Raw genomic sequence first — 16,793 nt, forward strand, 5'->3', positions numbered from 1 at the left:
CCCCGTCCGGACCCGGCTGTCAAGCAGCAAGGATCGCGCATGCCTTACGCCGTCACCAGCGCCTGCATTCGTTGCAAGTACATGGATTGCGTCGAGGTCTGTCCGGTCGACTGCTTCTACGAGGGCGAGAACATGCTCGTCATCCACCCGGACGAATGCATCGACTGCGGCGTCTGCGAGCCGGAATGCCCGGCCGAGGCGATCGTCGCCGACAGCGCCGACGGAGCCGAGCAGTGGCTGACCTTGAATGCCCGGCTGGCACCGCTTTGGCCGAACATCACCCAGAAGAGCGAGCCGCCGGCCGATGCCGACGACTGGAAGGGAATACCGGACAAGATCGACCTGCTTTCCGAACGTCCGGCAATGTGATATTGGGTGTCCTGCATCCGATAATCTGCTAAATCGCTAGACTATCTAAGGATCGACGAGATGAGCAATTTCTACGAGGAGCGCGTCCTTTCCGTCCATCACTGGACCGACACGCTCTTCAGCTTCACGACGACCCGCGACACGACCTTCCGCTTCAAGAACGGCCAGTTCACGATGATCGGGCTCAAGGTCGGCGAGAAGCCGCTGCTGCGCGCCTACAGCGTCGCCAGCACCAATTACGACGAGAACCTCGAGTTCTTCTCGATCAAGGTGCCGGATGGCCCGCTGACCTCGCGCCTGCAGAACCTGCAGGTCGGCGACCCCATCATCATCGGCAAGAAGGCGACGGGCACGCTGGTGCTCGACAACCTCAAGGACGGCAAGCGCCTGTTCCTGCTCGGCACCGGCACGGGCCTGGCGCCCTTCCTGTCGCTGATCCGCGATCCCGAGACCTATGAGCGCTACGAGAAGGTCGTGCTCATGCATGGCTGCCGCCAGGTCTCCGAGCTCGCTTATGGCGAGCGGATCCAGCAGGAACTGCCGAACGACGAATTCCTGGGAGAGATGATCCGCGAGCAGCTGATCTACTATCCGACCGTGACGCGCGAGCCTTTCCGCAATCGCGGCCGCATCACCGACCTGATCACCTCCGGCCAGCTCTTCAGCGATACCGGCCTGGGCCCGTTCGATGCCGAAGGCGACCGCTTCATGCTCTGCGGCAGCCCGCAGATGCTGGTCGACCTCAAGCAGATCTTCGAGGAGCGCGGCCTTCAGGAAGGCAATCACGGCGAGGCCGGCGACTACGTCATCGAGAAGGCTTTCGCCGAGCGCTGAGGTCCGGCGCCTATCGCTTAGAGCGGCCGGCCTGTCATCGCAGGTCGGCCGTTCTGTTTTCACGGCCCGTGCGGCGGCTTTTGCCGAACACGCTTCGGCCTGCTACCTGTCCGGCAAATCACTTCCGCAGACGAGTAGCGCCATGACCGACACCCTCCCCGACCGGCTGTCCTCGAACCCCAACAGCCCCTTCTACAATGAAGAGCTGCTGGCGAAGGATATCGGCGTCCGCTTCAAGGGCGTCGAGAAGACCAATGTCGAGGAATACTGCATCAGCGAGGGCTGGGTCCGCCTCACCGCCGGCAACGCCAAGGACCGCCACGGCAACCCGATGACGGTGAAGCTCAAGGGCACGGTCGAGCCCTATTTCCGCAACGCCGAGTAAGAACTGCCGCGGGCGATCGCCAGCGCAAAAGCGGCGGTCGCCAACACTGAGAGCACGACGCGCACGGCGTGGAGCGATCCCCAGCGCTCGATCAGCCCCCGGCTCGCTGCTCCCGCCTGCTCGATGCCCAGCGCCAACAGCGCGTTGTTCACCGGGGCAATCACGATCAGCGTGAACGGCAGATTGGCAAGCATCAGCGCCGCGCCGACCAGCCAGAGCTGATTCCGCGCCCGCCAGAAGGCGACAGCGCCGACAAGACTCGCCAGCACCGCAAGCCCGGCCTGCATCCGCGCCGCACGCGGATAACTTTCCTGCCATTGCTGCAGCAGCGCAGTGTCCGCGAGCGCAAGCCGCGCCGGCTGTTCGGCGACGAGGATGTAGATCGCAGCGCCCGCGAACAAGGTCGTCAGGATCAGTGCGGCGAGGCCCGCGGTGGAGGCGCTGCTTTCCTGCGTGATCGCGTCGAGACTGGAGTCAGGCATGGCCGCCTCCTCAGAATGAACAGCATGCTATATATTATTGCATAGCATGCTGTTCAATTGCAATCTCGCAGGATCGGACCCTGCATGACCAGTTTCAAGACCAGCTCCGCCGGCTATCTCGCCAACCATGTCGCCCGCCTGTTCGCGCGCGAACTCGCCGAAGCGGTGCGCCCGCTCGGCCTCGCCCCGGCGCAGTTCATGGTGCTGCTCGAACTCTGGCGCGAAGAGGGGCTGACGCAGAAGGACTTGGTCGGGCGGCTCGATGTCGAACAGGCGACCATGGCGGCGACCCTAGCTCGCATGGAGCGCGACGGCCTGATCGAGCGCAGGCCTGACCAAGCTGATGCCCGCGCCCGCCGCATCCAGCTCACCGCGCGGGCCAAGACGCTTCAGGAGCCGGCCCTTGCGGCGGCCAAGAGCGTCAATGCGCGCGCTTTGGCCGGCTTTTCCGAAGCGGAACGCGAGGCGTTGCTGACCGGCATGCGCCGCATTGTCGGAGCGCTCTCGCGCAGCGCCGAACTCAGCTAACCCAACTGCTTGTAGAAAAAGGTCGAGCCGCAATCGCGCCCGTCGGGCATCAAAGCATAGCGCGGGATGGTGCCGAGTTCCGTCCAGCCCAAGCGGTTGTAGAGCCGGCGCGCGGCTCCGGCCTCGTCGGTGTCGAGCACCAGGAGGTCGCGCCCGAGCGCCAGCGCGGCCGCCTCCGCCGCCCGCATCAGCGCCTCGCCGATGCCGCGGCGGCGGGCCCGCGAATGCACCAGCACCTTGGCGATCTCGGCCCGATGCGGCTGGTTCGGCTTTCCCACCGGATGGAGCTGCGCCGTGCCGACGATGCCGCTGCCGTCGTGCGCGACGAAGAGGAGGATACGCCCGGCGGCGACCTCTGCCGCTATGCCGCGCCAGAAGCCTTCGAAATCGGCTGGTGTATTCCAGTCCATGAAGCCGACCGAGGCGCCGTTCGCCACGGAATCGCGCAGGATCTCCACCAAGGCAGGCACCGCGGCCCGCGTCCCATCCCCGTCAAGCCGCTCGATGGTTACATCGTCGGGCGCCGTCATGATCCATCTCCTCGCACCGCCAATCAGCGGCGCAATCCATTATGCAAGATTAATTCCATGATAATGGATTCGTCAAAGAAAGATCGCCGCGGCTGGGCGTCAACCTGGATTTTACGACGTTCGGCGAATCCCGGTCTCTCCGACGCAAATCCGGCAGGTGATTTCCGAAAAAGTCACGGGCTCGCGTTTTACTCGGGGCCGGAAGACGCCGGAAACGGCGCCGGCGCAAGGGGAGGCGTCGATGAACAGGGGACTGGACTTCATCGGCCGGTCGGTGGTCCGCTTTATCACGCGTGGCAAGCCGCAGGCAGGTCCGGTCGACACGAAGGCGCTGGCCCGGCTCAAGGCGGCGCTGCGGCCGGGCGATGTGCTGCTGGTCGAAGGGCACATGAAGGTCTCGGCCGCCATCAAGTACCTGACGCAATCGACCTGGTCGCATGCCGCGCTCTATGTCGGCGAAACCGGGCAGTTCAGCCCCGAGGGCGAGCCGCTGGTGCTGGCCGAGGTCGAGATGGATGTCGGCTGCGTGCTCTCGCCGCTGTCGAAATACGGCGCCTTCGGCACCCGCATCTGCCGGCCGCAGGCGCTTGATCGCGAAGGCCGTCAGAGCGCCGTCGATTACGTCCTCGCCCGGCTCGGCATGCAATACGACCTCAAGAACATCCTCGACCTGGCGCGCTGGCTGGTCCCGATCCCTTGGGCGCCGGCGAACTGGCGCCGGCGCATGATCGCGCTCGGTTCGGGCGACCCGACGCGGGCGATCTGCTCGACGCTGATCGCCCAGGCCTTCGAGGCGGCGCGCTATCCGGTGCTGCCGACCGTCGAATACGCGCAGGCGATGGGCGCGGAAGAGCTCCGTGAAGTCCTGCACATCCGGCATCATTCGCTCTACATGCCGCGCGATTTCGACATCTCGCCCTACTTCGCCGTGGTCAAGCCGACGCTGGAAGCCGGCTTCGACTATCGGGCGCTGAACTGGGCGCAGGAGCGCCAATTCGCGGCAGAATAGCGCAGCGGCGCAGCAAACCGATCGCGCGACCCTTGGCGCAACCCGCGCGCACTGCTATGGCGCGCGCATGAGCACCCGCAGTTTCGACAACATCCGCAATTTCTCGATCGTGGCGCATATCGACCACGGCAAGTCGACCCTCGCCGACCGGCTGATCCAGCAGACCGGCACGGTGGCGGCGCGCGACATGAGCGAGCAGATCCTCGACTCGATGGATATCGAGAAGGAACGCGGCATCACCATCAAGGCGCAGACCGTCCGCCTCGACTACAAGGCCGAGGATGGCAAGGATTACATCCTGAACCTGATGGACACGCCCGGGCACGTCGACTTCGCCTATGAGGTCTCGCGTTCGCTGGCGGCCTGCGAGGGCTCGCTCCTCGTCGTCGACGCCTCGCAGGGCGTCGAGGCGCAGACGCTGGCCAATGTCTACCAGGCGCTCGACGCCAATCACGAGATCGTCACGGTCCTCAACAAGATCGACCTGCCGGCGGCGGAGCCGGAGCGGATCAAGCAGCAGATCGAGGACGTGATTGGGCTCGACGCCTCCGAGGCGGTGCCGATCTCGGCCAAGACCGGCCTCAACATCGAGGGCGTGCTCGAAGCGATCGTCAAGAAGCTGCCGGCCCCGAAGGGCGATGCCGAGGCGCCGCTCAAGGCCCTGCTGGTCGACTCTTGGTACGACGCCTATCTCGGCGTCGTCGTGCTCGTGCGCATCATCGATGGCGTGCTGAAGAAGGGCATGACCATCCGGATGATGCGCGCCAACGCCAGCTATGGCGTCGACCGCGTCGGCGTGTTCAAGCCGAAAATGCTCGAAGTGAAGGAACTCGGCCCCGGCGAGGTCGGCTTCTTCACCGCCTCGATCAAGGAAGTCGCCGACACCGCCGTCGGTGACACCATCACCGATGACAAGAAGCCGATCGCCGAGCCGCTGCCGGGCTTCAAGCCGGTGCAGCCGGTGGTGTTCTGCGGCATCTTCCCGGTCGACGCCGCCGATTTCGAGGTGCTGCGCAGCGCCATGTCGCGGCTGCGCCTGAACGACGCCAGCTTCTCCTATGAGATGGAGACCTCGGCGGCGCTCGGCTTCGGCTTCCGCTGCGGCTTCCTCGGGCTGCTGCATCTGGAGATCATCCAGGAGCGGCTGGAGCGCGAGTTCAACCTCAACCTGATCTCGACGGCGCCCTCGGTCGTCTATCATCTCAAGCTGCGCGACGGCACGACGCTCGAACTGCACAACCCGGCCGACATGCCGGATGTGATGAAGATCGAGTTCATCGAGGAGCCCTGGATCCGCGCCACGATCTTCACCCCGGACGAGTATCTCGGCTCGGTGCTGAAGCTCTGCCAGGACCGGCGCGGCCTGCAGATCGACCTCAACTATGTCGGCTCGCGCGCCAAGGTGGTCTACGACCTGCCGCTGAACGAGGTCGTGTTCGACTTCTACGACCGGCTGAAGTCGATCTCGAAGGGCTATGCCTCCTTCGACTACAACATCACCGACTATCGCGAGGGCGACCTCGTGCGCATGTCGATCCTGGTCAATGCCGAGCCGGTCGACGCGCTCTCCATGCTGGTCCACCGCTCGCGCGCCGATGCCCGCGGCCGGGCGATGTGCGAGAAGCTCAAGGATCTGATCCCGCCGCACATGTTCCAGATTCCTGTCCAGGCGGCGATCGGCGGCAAGATCATCGCCCGCGAGACGATTCGGGCGCTGCGCAAGGACGTGACCGCCAAGTGCTATGGCGGCGACGCCTCGCGCAAGCGCAAGCTCCTGGACAAGCAGAAGGAAGGCAAGAAGAAGATGCGGCAGTTCGGCCGCGTCGAGATTCCGCAGGAAGCCTTCATCGCGGCGCTGAAGATGGACGATTGAGCGGCTCGGCGTTCAGCCACCCCGCCGGCATTATCGGGGAACCATCCCGCCCGCCACGGTGTTGATCCGTCAGCCCTCAACCGAAGGGAGGATGGCATCGTGGACAGACGTTCTTTCCTCGCGAGCTTGATCGGTGGCCTGGCCGCTGCCGGCAGTCTCGGCACTGCAGCGCTCGCGGCGCCGCAGCCGAAGCCAGCCGTAGAGCCGCCGCTTCCTGAACCTGCACCACAGGTCGATGCGGAAGCGCTGGACAAGGCCGACGCCGACTACGCCCAGTATTATTATCGCCGTCGGCGGCGCTGGCGCAGGCGCTATTGGCGCCGCCGCCGCCGGTATTATTACCGACCACGCTATTACTATCGCCGCCGCTATTACCGGCCGCGGTACTATTATTACCGTCGCCGCTACTGGTAGCGCTCTGTGATCGCCTGGCATGCCGCGCGAGCCTTGTGAGCTCGCGCGGTTGCAGCCGAATGTCAGAGATTGGCGCCGAGGCCGCGCAACTCGGCCCTGAGGTCGATCGGCTCGACGAAGTGCACTGCCTGCATGCCGACCGCGCGGGCGGCCTCGACGTTCCTGGCGCTGTCATCGACGAAGATGCACTCGCCGGCGATCAACCCATAACGCTCCAGCAGCACGTTGTAGATCGCCGGATCGGGCTTGAGCAGCCGCTCATGCGCGGAGACGATGACGCCGTCGAAGCTCTGCAGGAACGGGAAGCGGACCAGGCACTCCGCCCATTTCTCGCGCGAGAAATTGGTGATGGCGTAGACCGCCTCGCCCTTTGCCTTGAGCGCGGCAAGCGTCGCGACGCTGGCCTCGATCGTCGATGGCACCGTCTCGTGCCAGCGCTCGTCATAAGCCCTGATCTCGGCCTCCCATTCCGGATGCTGCGCAACCAGCAGCGCGACAGCCTCCGACCAGGGCCGACCGCGATCCTGCTCGATATTCCAAGCGGCGGTGCAGACGTTCTTGAGGAACCAATCGCGTTTGGCGTCGTCCGGGATCAGGTCGCGATAAAGGTGGAAGGGGTCCCAGCGCAGCAGGACATTGCCGACATCGAACACGACCTTGCGATTGGCAGGCATGAATAGGCTTCTCCACTCCGTTTGCGGCGGCGCCGACGCGACTCACGCCCTTGTGTGCGGGCTAGCGTAACCTTCACATCGATTCTGGCGTATTCGCGTTGGGGCTCGGCAACAAGGCACAGTTCATGGCTTCAGTGGGAACAGGCAGCTATTGGCCATGGAATGACCGGCAGGGGCGCTTCTCCGCCCTGCGCGCCGGTTGCTTCGCGCTCGTGCTCGTCCCGGCGCTGATCCTCGCCTTCCAGGCCTGGACGCACCAGCTCGGCTCGAAGCCGTGGACGCAGGCCGTGCACGATACCGGCACCTGGGCCCTGCGCATCCTCGTCATCACGCTGGCGGTGACGCCGCTGCGCCGCATCCTCGACTGGAACAGGCTGATCGGCATCCGCCGCATGCTCGGCTTGTCGGCCATGGCCTATGCGCTCGGCCATCTCGCGCTCTATTGCATCGACCTCGCCTTCGACTGGGGGCTGATCCTCTCCGAGATCGTCAAGCGCTTCTATCTCGTCGTCGGCATCACCGCGCTCCTCGGTCTCGTCGCGCTCGGCATCACCTCGACAGACGGGATGATCCGCCGGCTCGGCTCCGGCCGGTGGCAGCGCCTGCACAACCTCGTCTACCCGATCGCCTGCCTCGGCCTGTTCCATTTCGCGCTGCAATCGAAGATCGACGTCACCCAGCCGGTGCTGCTGGCCGGGCTGTTCGCGCTGCTGATGGCCTATCGCGGCCTCAACCGGTTCAAGGTTCCGCTGAGCTTCGCCGCGCTGGCGCTGACCGGGCTCGGCGTCGGCCTCGCCACCGCATTGGCCGAGACGGCCTGGTACGCCTTCGCCACCGGCGCCTCGGCCTGGTTGATCTTCCAGGCCAATGCCGACATCGTCGTCTATCAGGACTGGACGGCGCTGCGGCCCGGCCATTGGGTCGCTGCTGTCGGGCTCGCGCTTGCGGTCCTGCATCTCTTCCGAAAGCCTGCACCGAGGCCGGAGCGAGGCCAGCGCCGACCGGCGATGGCCTCCGAAGCTGCCGGCGGCTGAATCTCAGCCCTCGCGCCGCGCCAGTTCCAGCACGGTCTCGATCAGCACGCGGATGGCGATGCCGGCGTCGAGCTCTGTCATGTTCTCCAGCGGCGAATGGCTGATGCCCTTCTCGCAGCGCACGAACAGCATCGCCGATGGGCAGAGCCGCGCCATCGCCATGGCATCGTGCCCTGCGCCGGAGGGCAACCGCCGCGCCGAGAGATTCGAGCCGGTGCGGGCGATGCCGGTGGCGAGCGCCTCCTGCAACTCCGCCGCCATCGGCGTCGCATCCTCGCGCGAATAGGGCGTGATGGTCAGGCCGACGCCGCGCCGCGCCGCGATCTCGCCGAAGCGCTGCTGGATCTGTCGCCCCATGCTGGCGACGGTCTCGCCCAGAGGCGCGCGATAGTCGATGGTGAAATCGACCGCGCCGGGCACGACGTTCGTCGCGCCGGGATCGGGCCGGAAGACGCCGACCGTGCCGACCGCCTGGTCATGGCTGCCTGCGATCTCCTCCAGCGCCAGCGCCATCTCGGCGGCGGCGGTCAGCGCATCCTTGCGCAGTTTCATCGGCACGGTGCCGGCATGGCCGGCCTCGCCGCTGACGCGCACGGCAGCGCGGCTCTGGGCATTGATCGCGGTGACGATGCCGACGGCCTCGTTCTCGACCTCGAGCACCGGACCCTGCTCGATATGGACTTCGAGATAGGCCTTGACCGAACCCGGCTTGCGGGCGAGCGCCGCGATCCCGGCGGGATCGCCACCAAAGGCAACGAGCGCATCGCGCAGCACGACGCCGTCGGCGTCGCGCGAATCGAGCCAGGCCGGATCGTAATGGCCGATCAGCGCCGAGGAGGTCGAGAGCGAGGTCGGGAAGCGCACCGTCTCCTCGTCGCCGAAGGCGATAACCTCGAGGGCAAACGGCAGGGTGATGCCGGCGTCGCGAATGGCCTGCGTCGCGAGGATGCCGGCGACGACGCCAAGATTGCCGTCGAAGCGCCCGCCATCGCGGACAGTGTCGATATGCGAGCCGATCAGCACCGCCGGCAGGCCGGGGCTCGCCCCCTCGCGGCGCCCCTGCACCGAGCCGGCCGCGTCGATGAAGGCGGTCAGCCCCGCAACCTCCATCGCGCCCTTGACGTATTCCGCACCTTGCCGGTGCGAGGGCGAGAGATAGAGCCGGGTCAGCTTGCCCGGCTCGTCGCTGAAGCGGTTGATGCCGGCAAGGGTGGCGAAGGCACGGGCGCCGAGCACGGCGGGAGAAGGCAGGGTCGTGGTCATCGGGTCAACCTAGCGGGCCGGTCATGGTCATGGCCAGCCCGCTTTAGCGCGACAGGATCGATTGGCGAACTAGTACGTCGCGCGCCCGCCCGAGAGGTCGAAGACCGCGCCGGTGGTGAAGCTGTTCTCGGCCGAGGCGAGGAAGGCCACCATGGAGGCAACCTCCTCCGGCTGCAGGAAGCGCCCGCGCGGGATCTTGGCCAGCATGTAGCCGATATGCTCCTCGCTCATCTGGTCGAAGATCCGGGTGCGAGCGGCGGCCGGGGTGATGCAGTTCACCGCGATGTCCTGCTGGGCCAGCTCCTTGCCGAGCGACTTGGTCAGCGCGATCACCGCCGCCTTCGAGGCCGAATAGGCCGAGGCGTTGGGGTTGCCCTCCTTGCCGGCGATCGAGGCGACCAGCACGAGTCGCCCGTAATTGCGCTTGATCATGCCAGGGATCACCGCCTGGCAGCAATGCAAGGTGCCGTCGACATTGAGGCGCATGATCTTGGCCCACTCGTCGAGCGGGTATTCCCAGGTCTTCAGGTTCGGCCCGGCGATGCCAGCGCTGGTAACGAGGATGTCGACGCTGCCATGGCGCTGTTCGAGCTCGGCGGCCGCGGCATTCACCGCCCTGGCGTCGGTCACGTCGATGGCGAGCCCGCTCGCGGCCGGGCCGATCGCCGCCGCCGCCTCGGTGGCGAGCTTGCCGTCGAGATCCCAGATCGCGACCTTGGCGCCGCTGGCAGCGAGACGCTCGGCAACGGCCCGGCCGATCCCCTGCGCGCCGCCGGTGACGATCGCGACGCGGCCCTTTAAATCGATTTGGTTCATTGAAACAGAATCCCTCCCTGGAACTTGCGCTCGAACTCTAGCGCAAAGCCGGCCAGCGCAAAGCCGCGATGGCCTGAGGGGAGGGTTGCGTCAGCTCAGCGAGCATTCCGGAAGGCGCGCGGGCTGAACGCGGTGCGCAGGATGATGCCGATGTCGAGCCAGAACGACCAGTTGTCGATGTACCAGTGATCATAGGCGATGCGGCGGGCCATCTTGTCGTCGGTGTCGGTCTCGCCGCGCAGGCCGTTGACCTGGGCCCAGCCGGTGATGCCGGGCTTGACGTTGTGGCGCCTGGCATAGAGCGCGATCTTGCGCTGGAACTCGCGGTCATGGGCGAGCGCATGCGGGCGCGGACCGACCAGCGACATCTGCCCGGCGATGACGTTGAGCAGTTGCGGCAGCTCGTCGAGATTGTAGCGGCGCAGGAAGCCGCCGATCCTTGTGATGCGCGGATCGTTGCGCGTCGCCTGCTTGACCACCTCGCCGTCGTCGGTCGTCGTCATCGTGCGGAACTTGAAGATGCGGAACGGCTCCTGGTTGAAGCCATAGCGGCGCTGCAGGAACAGGACCGGCCCCTGCGAGTCGAGCTTGATCGCGAGCGCGACGAGCAGCAGCACCGGCAGGCTGGCGATCAGGATGGCGCTCGCGGCGAGGACGTCGAAGACGCGCTTGAACATGATCTGGGCGAAGGAGAGCGCCGGGCGCGTCAGCCTGAGCGAGGCGAGCGAGCCGATCCGGACGATATGGGGGTTGTCGAAACGATCCATGACGCGCTCCGGCGTCAGGTGGATGGCGACAGGCAGGTTCATGAAGGCGTCGATGCAGGCATCGATCGTCTCCTGGTCCGACCAGGGCAGGGCGATGAAGACGGCATCCGGCTTGAGGTCGCGGGCGCGGGCCGAAGCCGTGACGAGGTCGGCCGCGAGCGCCGCCTGCGGATCGTTGATGCGGCGCGGATCGTTGCTGCGCAGGAAGGCGACGTCGACGATCGAGAAGCCGATGTTCCAGGGCTGGTGGCGCGAGACGAAGGACATCACTTCGCTCTCGCGGCCGATCAGGAAGACTCGCTCGGAGGTGATGCGGCCGGTCTTCGAGGCCATCGAGATGGTGCGCACGATCGCCGAGCGGGCGAGCGCGATCAGCGGGGCGCCGGCGACATAGGTGGCGAGCACGACCGCGCGCGAATACTGGTCGTTGATCTTGGCCATGAAGACGATGGCGACGAAGGCGATCATCGTCAGGTTCCAGACCGCGAAGGCCGAGGCGATCTGGCCCTTGGTCGAGAGGTAGTTCTCCAGGCGGTAGCGGCCGCGCATCAGATTGGTGAAGACGAAGATCGCGGCGATCATCGAGGCGAGCTCGACGGTGACCTTGTCGTTGCCGAGATGGCGGTAGGCGACGAAGTGATAGGCGATCGAAGTACCGGCGACGACAGTCGCCACGGTCACCGCATCGACCAGCGCCGTGATCAGCCCGATCCAGTGGCGCAGCGCATTGGCGCGCTGGTCGGCTACTGTTGCAACTTCATAGTCCAGGTCGTTGACGCTCATCATGCCGCGCTCGCTCGGTCGCAGGCAGTCCGGATTCGGCACAGGAGATGCGCCGGAGGCCGCCTTGCCGGTCGAAGTGGCAAGGGTGATGCCGGTGCGGCATGTCGACGAAACCGAGGAAAAAAAGCTGGAACCGACCCTGTCCATTCCCCTTCGAGCGTAACGAGACCACGAGGCGTCTCATAACGGGACAACCGGCGGGACAAGGCGCTATCGGGCCGGCGAGATCAGTTATGGGATCGGGGAAAGGCCGCGTTCATCCTGTGGCGGGGTTCCGCTTGACCCTGGCCGCAAACGCAACGAAGACAAGGCCCTATGCCGTCAGCATGGCGATGCGTGCGCCAGCAGCGATCGAGATGAACGTCGTACTCTTCAAACCCTCGCAGCGTCCGGCTGCCCTCGCCGCTCCGCCCGAGCCGCCGCGCCGCGACATCGCCGACGTCCCGGTCGCGGCGCTGACGCGCGAGGAGGCCCTCGCGCTGATCGAGCACGCGTTCGACGGCGGCGGCCATCTCCATTTGGCCTATTGCAACGCCAACCTCGTCAACATCGCGGCACGCGATTCCGCCTTGCGCGCGCGTCTCGCCGGCTTCCTGATCCTGCCCGACGGGATCGGCGTCGACATCGCCTCGCGCCTGCTCTACGGCGCCCCCTTCCCCGCCAATCTCAACGGCACCGATTTCACGCCGGCCATCCTCGCCGCCCGCAAGCGCCCGCTGCGCGTGATGCTGCTCGGTGGGCGGCCAGGCGTCGCTGACCGTGCCGCGGCCAGACTGCGGGCCGACCATCCGCAGCATCGTTTCTCGGTGCTGAGCCACGGCTATTTCGGACCGGGCGAGGAGGCCGCCCTGCTGGCGCGGCTCGCGCATGAGCGGCCCGACCTCCTGCTGGTCGCCTTCGGCAATCCGCGGCAGGAACAGTGGATCGCCGACCATATCGATGCCCGCCATTGCGCGGTCGCCGCCGGCATCGGTGCGCTGTTCGATTTCCTCGCCGGCGAGGTGGCGCGAGCACCCGAAGCCTTCCGGGCGCTCAGGATCGAATGGACCTACCGCCTCTGGCTGGAACCGCGCCGGCTCTGGCGGCGCTATGTCGTCGGCAACCCCGCCTTCCTGATGCGCGTGCTGCGCCAGAAGCTGACGCGGCGAAGCGCCTGACCGCCTTCAGGGCTTCTTGCCGACGATGACGCCGAAGAGCGGGCCGGCGCCGATCATCACCAGGAAGACCCGGATGATGTGGTGGGCCGCGACGAAGGCGACCTCGGTGTGCAGCGCCAGCGCGATCAGGCTCATCTCGGCGAGCCCTCCCGGCGAATAGGCCAGGATCAGCGGCACCGGCTTGTGGCTGGAGACATGCGCGACCAGGAAGGCGAAGACCAGCGTCAGCACCACCAGGATCACGGTCGAGCCGAGCGAAAGCAGGAGGATGCGCAGGATCGCCTGCGGCGGCGTGCCGACGAAGCGGCAGCCGATGGTGACGCCGAGAATGAGCTGGGCGACGTTGACGATCTCGTAGGGCGGCACGGAATCGCTGAAGCCAACGAGATGCACGACGGCCGAGACCAGCATCGGCCCGAGCAGTTGCTTGGCCGGCATGCGCAGCGCATGGGCGAGCATCACCCCGGCGATCGCACTGGCGACCAGCCAGAACCAGCCCAGCGCCGAAGTCTGGAACATGGACGGGCCGGTATTGCGGTTGATGCCGAGCGAGACGCCTTCGAGCCACTGCACGATGAAGGGCAGCGTCATCACCACCAGCAGGATGCGGGCGGAGTGGATCAGCGCGATGGTGCGGGCATCGCCGCCCTTCTCCTCGCCGGTGATCACCATCTCGACGAGGCCGCCGGGCATGCCGGAGAAGAAGGCGGTCACGGGATCGTAGCCGGCGACGCGGCGAAAGTACGTGACGCAGCACAGGCCGCAGGCGGCCATGAACAGCACGAGCCCGCCGATAGTCGGCAGCCAGTTCGGCATCTGCGCGATGATCTCCGGCTTGAAGCCGGAGCCGAGCATCACGCCGATCACCGCCGACATGGGCGGGCGGATCACCGACGGCGCGGCCACCGGGGCGCGAGCGATCGCCGCCACGGTGCAGAACACCATCGAGCCCAGCATCCAGGGCAATGGCAGGCGATAATAGGCAAAGAGCCAGCCGCCGATCGTGCCGAGCGCGAGGGCGAACAGGAAACGACGCCAGGGAAAACGTCGCGGCGACAACTCCTTTATGCCGTTGACCGCATCCCCTAGCAGATCCCGCATCGTCCCGATCATCTCCCTGAGACGCATATCCATGGCAATGCCACGGCGCTGCTATACGCCATTCGCATGGCGATGACAGGGCGCTGTCGGCATGTCGGGTTTGCCCTCGCGGCGGAGCGAGGATCGCGGCAACCTCGTCAGGCAACCCTGCCATGCCTGCAAGCCGCTGACGAAAGGGCAGAAAATCGGCGACAGTCCGATCCTGCAGATATCTGACAGGCCGTCGGCGTCGTCCGCCCGGCTCGGGGCAGCGATGAGCGAAGACCGCCTTTCGGACACGACCGGCCGCGGCAGCGAGGCCATCGGCCTGGCCGAAGCGCGGCCCGCTGCCACGGACGAGGACGGCAGTCCGCCGGAACCTCCGGAAACGCGTCCGCCCGAGCGGCCATTGCCGCCGGTTCTGTCCGCCCCCTCCCGCGAGAGCTGGCTCGCCGCACGCCGCAACCGCACGCGCCTGTGGTGGCGCGGGGCGAGCCCCAATCTGCGCGGCACCGTCTACATGATCACGGCGCTCCTGGTTTACGCGGTGATGGTCGGCGCCTTCAAATATATCGGCACCGCGATTCCGCTGATCGAGACGCTGATGATCCGCCAGATCATCATGAGCGCAGTGGTCTTCGTCATCGCCGGCCGCAGCCTGCCTCTGGCCTTCAAGACCGACCGGCCGGGCCTGCAGATCTTCCGCGGCCTGATCACGCTCGCCTCGATGCTGTGCGGCTTCAGCGCGCTCATCCATATCCCGCTGGCCCAGGCGACCGCGATCAGCTTCAGCCAGGTGCTGTTCGTCACTGTCGCCGCCGTGCTGATCCTGAAGGAGCGCGTCGATGCGGCGCGCTGGATCGCGACCGTCATCGGCTTCGTCGGCGTGCTGATCATGCTCAATCCCTCGGGCGAGGGCTTGAACGTCTGGGCGCTGATGTCGGTGGGCGGGGCGCTGTTCGGCGCCGGCATCACCGTCAGCGTGCGCATCCTCGGCACCAGCGAGCGCACCGAGACGATCCTGATCTACCAGGGCCTCGTCCTGATGCTCGTACTCGCCTGGCCGGCCTGGGCGCTGTGGGTCTGGCCTACGCCTGAGCAATGGTTCTGGCTGGTGCTGCTCAGCCTGTTCGGCACGGCCGGGCAATGGCTGATCACCAAGGCCTATCAGGTCGGCGAAGCCGCCGCCCTGGCACCGCTCGATTTCAGCCGCCTGATCCTGTCTGTTTTCACCGGTTTCGTCTTTTTCGCGGAGGTGCCGACGCTGACGACGCTCGCCGGCGCCGCCATTGTCATCGGCGCGACGCTCTACACCATGCGTCGCAACGCCCGCGGCCGCCCCGGCTCCGACCTGTCCTCCCCGCCCTGACCGACCAACGAGACCCGACCATGGCACATCACCAGCTCGACGCTTCGCTCGCCACCTGCCATTGGGGCTATTTCGACGCCAGCCTGAAGCCGGTGCTGGAGATCGAGAGCGGCGACAGCGTCACCATCCGCACCGTCACCGGCGGGCCCGCCCATCAGCCCGAGGGCAATGCGACGATCCCGCCGGAGATCCACGAGATCCACGAAAAGGCCGAGCGCATGGTGCCCGGCCATATCCTTACCGGCCCGATCGCAGTGAAGAGTGCCAGGCCCGGCCAGGTACTGGAGGTGCAGATCAGGAGCGTGAAGCCGCGCACCGATTACGGCTACACCATGTTCCGGCCGCTCGGCGGCACGCTGCCGGACGAATTCGACTATCACGCCTTCCGCTACATCGATCTAGACCGCGAGCGGAACGTCGCCCACCTGCCCTGGGGCATGGAGCTGCCGCTGGCGCCGTTCTTCGGCGTGATGGGCACGGCGCCGCCGGCGCATTGGGGTCGCGTAACCTCGCTGATCCCCCGCGCCTTCGGCGGCAATATCGACAACAAGGAACTCGGCGCCGGCGCGACGCTCTATCTGCCCGTCTTCGTCGAGGGCGCGCTGTTCTCCTGCGGCGACGGCCATGGCGCGCAAGGCGATGGCGAGGTCTGCATCACCGCGATCGAGACGGCGCTGGAGGGCACCTTCGAGTTCCACCTGCGCGAGGATCTCTCCTTCGCCATGCCGCGGGCGGAGACGAAGAGCCACCACATCACCATGGGCATCGACCCCGACCTCGACGTCTGTGCGCAGAACGCGCTGCGCGAGATGATCGACCTGATCACCTCCAGGACGAAGCTGACGCGGGACGAGGCCTATATGCTCTGCAGCCTCGCCGCGGATCTCAGGGTGACCCAGACCGTCAACGGCTCCAAAGGCATCCACTGCATGCTGCCCAAGAGTCTGGTGGCGTAGCGGTCTCGCTCGGGCAATGCTCCGCATGCGGGCCGGATTCGCGCCGGCTGTCAGCGATGAAAGGATAGGCGCATGAGTGTTCGCATCGTCCGTCTCGGCAGCGAGCGCGATCCCGGCGAAGGCACGCGCATCGGCACGGTCCGGCGCGTGCCGCGTGGCGTGCCGAAGGAACGCTATGCCAGCGAGAACTGGTTCGACGTCTGGTTCCCGGTGCTGTCGCCGACGCCCGAATTGATGGCGCAGGCCAAGGCCGCCGAAAGCGAGAAGGACTGGGCCGGCTTCACCCGCGCCTTCAAGGCAGAGATGGCCGAGCCGGCACCGCGCCACGCACTCGACCTGCTGGCGACACTGTCGCATGGCAGCGACTTCTCGGTCGGCTGCTATTGCGAGAACGAGGCGCACTGCCATCGCTCGGTGTTGCGGGCGCTGCTGGCCGACCGCGGCGCCCGGTTCGCCTGATCCTTCCGAGC

General features: G+C 66.4%; 20 protein-coding genes. 13 read left to right on the top strand and 7 right to left on the bottom strand.

Annotated features, from left to right (window positions below; all coding sequences use genetic code 11):
• The first annotated feature begins 39 nt into the window (after window positions 1-39).
• From fdxA to VGV58_RS23060, 3 genes are all read left to right on the top strand, one after another.
• Entirely contained in the window at window positions 40-369 is a 330-nt protein-coding gene (gene fdxA, locus VGV58_RS23050; RefSeq protein ID WP_326876390.1) for a ferredoxin FdxA, read from the top strand.
• A gap of 60 nt (window positions 370-429) precedes the next feature.
• Window positions 430-1,203: a ferredoxin--NADP reductase gene (locus VGV58_RS23055; RefSeq protein WP_326876391.1), complete on the top strand. Its 774-nt coding sequence runs from the start codon at window positions 430-432 to the stop codon at window positions 1,201-1,203.
• A gap of 142 nt (window positions 1,204-1,345) precedes the next feature.
• Window positions 1,346-1,588, top strand: coding sequence for a DUF3297 family protein (locus VGV58_RS23060; RefSeq protein WP_091836060.1), 243 nt, complete (start codon window positions 1,346-1,348; stop codon window positions 1,586-1,588).
• Here VGV58_RS23060 and VGV58_RS23065 read toward each other — a convergent pair.
• Window positions 1,567-2,070: an anthrone oxygenase family protein gene (locus VGV58_RS23065; RefSeq protein ID WP_326876392.1), complete on the bottom strand. Its 504-nt coding sequence runs from the start codon at window positions 2,068-2,070 to the stop codon at window positions 1,567-1,569. The two genes, VGV58_RS23060 and VGV58_RS23065, sit on opposite strands and share 22 nt — an antisense overlap.
• An 84-nt stretch (window positions 2,071-2,154) precedes the next feature.
• Here VGV58_RS23065 and VGV58_RS23070 point away from each other — a divergent pair, with 84 nt between their 5' ends.
• The gene (locus VGV58_RS23070; RefSeq protein WP_326876393.1) at window positions 2,155-2,598 is read left to right on the top strand and encodes a MarR family winged helix-turn-helix transcriptional regulator; all 444 of its coding nucleotides are present in this window, start codon (window positions 2,155-2,157) and stop codon (window positions 2,596-2,598) included.
• On the opposite strand, the gene VGV58_RS23075 is transcribed toward VGV58_RS23070, so the two are convergent.
• Entirely contained in the window at window positions 2,595-3,128 is a 534-nt protein-coding gene (locus VGV58_RS23075) for a GNAT family N-acetyltransferase (protein ID WP_326876394.1), read from the bottom strand. The genes VGV58_RS23070 and VGV58_RS23075 overlap by 4 nt on opposite strands.
• Before the next feature lie 241 nt (window positions 3,129-3,369).
• Here VGV58_RS23075 and VGV58_RS23080 point away from each other — a divergent pair, with 241 nt between their 5' ends.
• The 3 genes from VGV58_RS23080 to VGV58_RS23090 all read left to right on the top strand — a co-directional run bounded on the left by VGV58_RS23080 (window position 3,370) and on the right by VGV58_RS23090 (window position 6,424).
• On the top strand, window positions 3,370-4,137 hold the full coding sequence (locus VGV58_RS23080) for a YiiX/YebB-like N1pC/P60 family cysteine hydrolase (RefSeq protein WP_326876395.1): 768 nt from the start codon (window positions 3,370-3,372) through the stop codon (window positions 4,135-4,137).
• Window positions 4,138-4,204: 67 nt separating this feature from the next.
• Window positions 4,205-6,010, top strand: coding sequence for a translation elongation factor 4 (gene lepA, locus VGV58_RS23085; protein ID WP_326876396.1), 1,806 nt, complete (start codon window positions 4,205-4,207; stop codon window positions 6,008-6,010).
• A 99-nt stretch (window positions 6,011-6,109) separates the two neighbouring features.
• On the top strand, window positions 6,110-6,424 hold the full coding sequence (locus VGV58_RS23090) for a hypothetical protein (protein ID WP_326876397.1): 315 nt from the start codon (window positions 6,110-6,112) through the stop codon (window positions 6,422-6,424).
• A 62-nt stretch (window positions 6,425-6,486) separates the two neighbouring features.
• On the opposite strand, the gene VGV58_RS23095 is transcribed toward VGV58_RS23090, so the two are convergent.
• Complete coding sequence (locus VGV58_RS23095; RefSeq protein ID WP_326876398.1) at window positions 6,487-7,098, bottom strand: HAD family hydrolase; 612 nt, start codon at window positions 7,096-7,098, stop codon at window positions 6,487-6,489.
• 125 nt (window positions 7,099-7,223) lie between these two features.
• On the opposite strand from VGV58_RS23095, the gene VGV58_RS23100 reads away from it, so the two are divergent.
• On the top strand, window positions 7,224-8,132 hold the full coding sequence (locus VGV58_RS23100) for a protein-methionine-sulfoxide reductase heme-binding subunit MsrQ (protein WP_326876399.1): 909 nt from the start codon (window positions 7,224-7,226) through the stop codon (window positions 8,130-8,132).
• Window positions 8,133-8,135: 3 nt separating this feature from the next.
• Here VGV58_RS23100 and VGV58_RS23105 read toward each other — a convergent pair whose 3' ends face one another.
• The 3 genes from VGV58_RS23105 to VGV58_RS23115 all read right to left on the bottom strand — a co-directional run bounded on the left by VGV58_RS23105 (window position 8,136) and on the right by VGV58_RS23115 (window position 11,761).
• Window positions 8,136-9,395, bottom strand: coding sequence for an allantoate amidohydrolase (locus VGV58_RS23105; protein WP_326876400.1), 1,260 nt, complete (start codon window positions 9,393-9,395; stop codon window positions 8,136-8,138).
• A gap of 69 nt (window positions 9,396-9,464) precedes the next feature.
• Window positions 9,465-10,211, bottom strand: a complete 747-nt coding sequence (locus tag VGV58_RS23110; protein ID WP_326876401.1) for an SDR family NAD(P)-dependent oxidoreductase — start codon at window positions 10,209-10,211, stop codon at window positions 9,465-9,467.
• 95 nt (window positions 10,212-10,306) lie between these two features.
• A complete protein-coding gene (locus tag VGV58_RS23115) occupies window positions 10,307-11,761 on the bottom strand; it encodes an undecaprenyl-phosphate glucose phosphotransferase (RefSeq protein ID WP_326876402.1) in 1,455 nt (484 codons plus the stop codon).
• 1 nt (window position 11,762) lies between these two features.
• Between VGV58_RS23115 and VGV58_RS23120 the strand changes: the two genes are divergently transcribed.
• The gene (locus tag VGV58_RS23120; RefSeq protein WP_326876403.1) at window positions 11,763-11,924 is read left to right on the top strand and encodes a hypothetical protein; all 162 of its coding nucleotides are present in this window, start codon (window positions 11,763-11,765) and stop codon (window positions 11,922-11,924) included.
• Window positions 11,925-12,039: 115 nt separating this feature from the next.
• On the top strand, window positions 12,040-12,918 hold the full coding sequence (locus VGV58_RS23125) for a WecB/TagA/CpsF family glycosyltransferase (protein ID WP_326876404.1): 879 nt from the start codon (window positions 12,040-12,042) through the stop codon (window positions 12,916-12,918).
• Window positions 12,919-12,924: 6 nt separating this feature from the next.
• Here the strand turns inward: VGV58_RS23125 and VGV58_RS23130 are convergent, their stop codons facing one another.
• Entirely contained in the window at window positions 12,925-14,019 is a 1,095-nt protein-coding gene (locus VGV58_RS23130; protein WP_326876405.1) for an AbrB family transcriptional regulator, read from the bottom strand.
• Window positions 14,020-14,272: 253 nt separating this feature from the next.
• Between VGV58_RS23130 and VGV58_RS23135 the strand changes: the two genes are divergently transcribed.
• From VGV58_RS23135 to VGV58_RS23145, 3 genes are all read left to right on the top strand, one after another.
• Complete coding sequence (locus VGV58_RS23135; RefSeq protein WP_326876406.1) at window positions 14,273-15,367, top strand: DMT family transporter; 1,095 nt, start codon at window positions 14,273-14,275, stop codon at window positions 15,365-15,367.
• Between the two features lie 20 nt (window positions 15,368-15,387).
• Window positions 15,388-16,323: an acetamidase/formamidase family protein gene (locus VGV58_RS23140; RefSeq protein ID WP_326876407.1), complete on the top strand. Its 936-nt coding sequence runs from the start codon at window positions 15,388-15,390 to the stop codon at window positions 16,321-16,323.
• 72 nt (window positions 16,324-16,395) lie between these two features.
• Window positions 16,396-16,782 carry a DUF488 domain-containing protein gene (locus VGV58_RS23145; RefSeq protein WP_326876408.1) on the top strand — a complete coding sequence of 129 codons (387 nt, stop codon included), beginning with the start codon at window positions 16,396-16,398 and terminating at the stop codon, window positions 16,780-16,782.
• Window positions 16,783-16,793: the final 11 nt, after the last annotated feature.

It is taken from the genome of Allobosea sp. (assembly GCF_035944895.1).
In the GTDB taxonomy this organism is placed as follows: Bacteria; Pseudomonadota; Alphaproteobacteria; order Rhizobiales; family Beijerinckiaceae; genus Allobosea.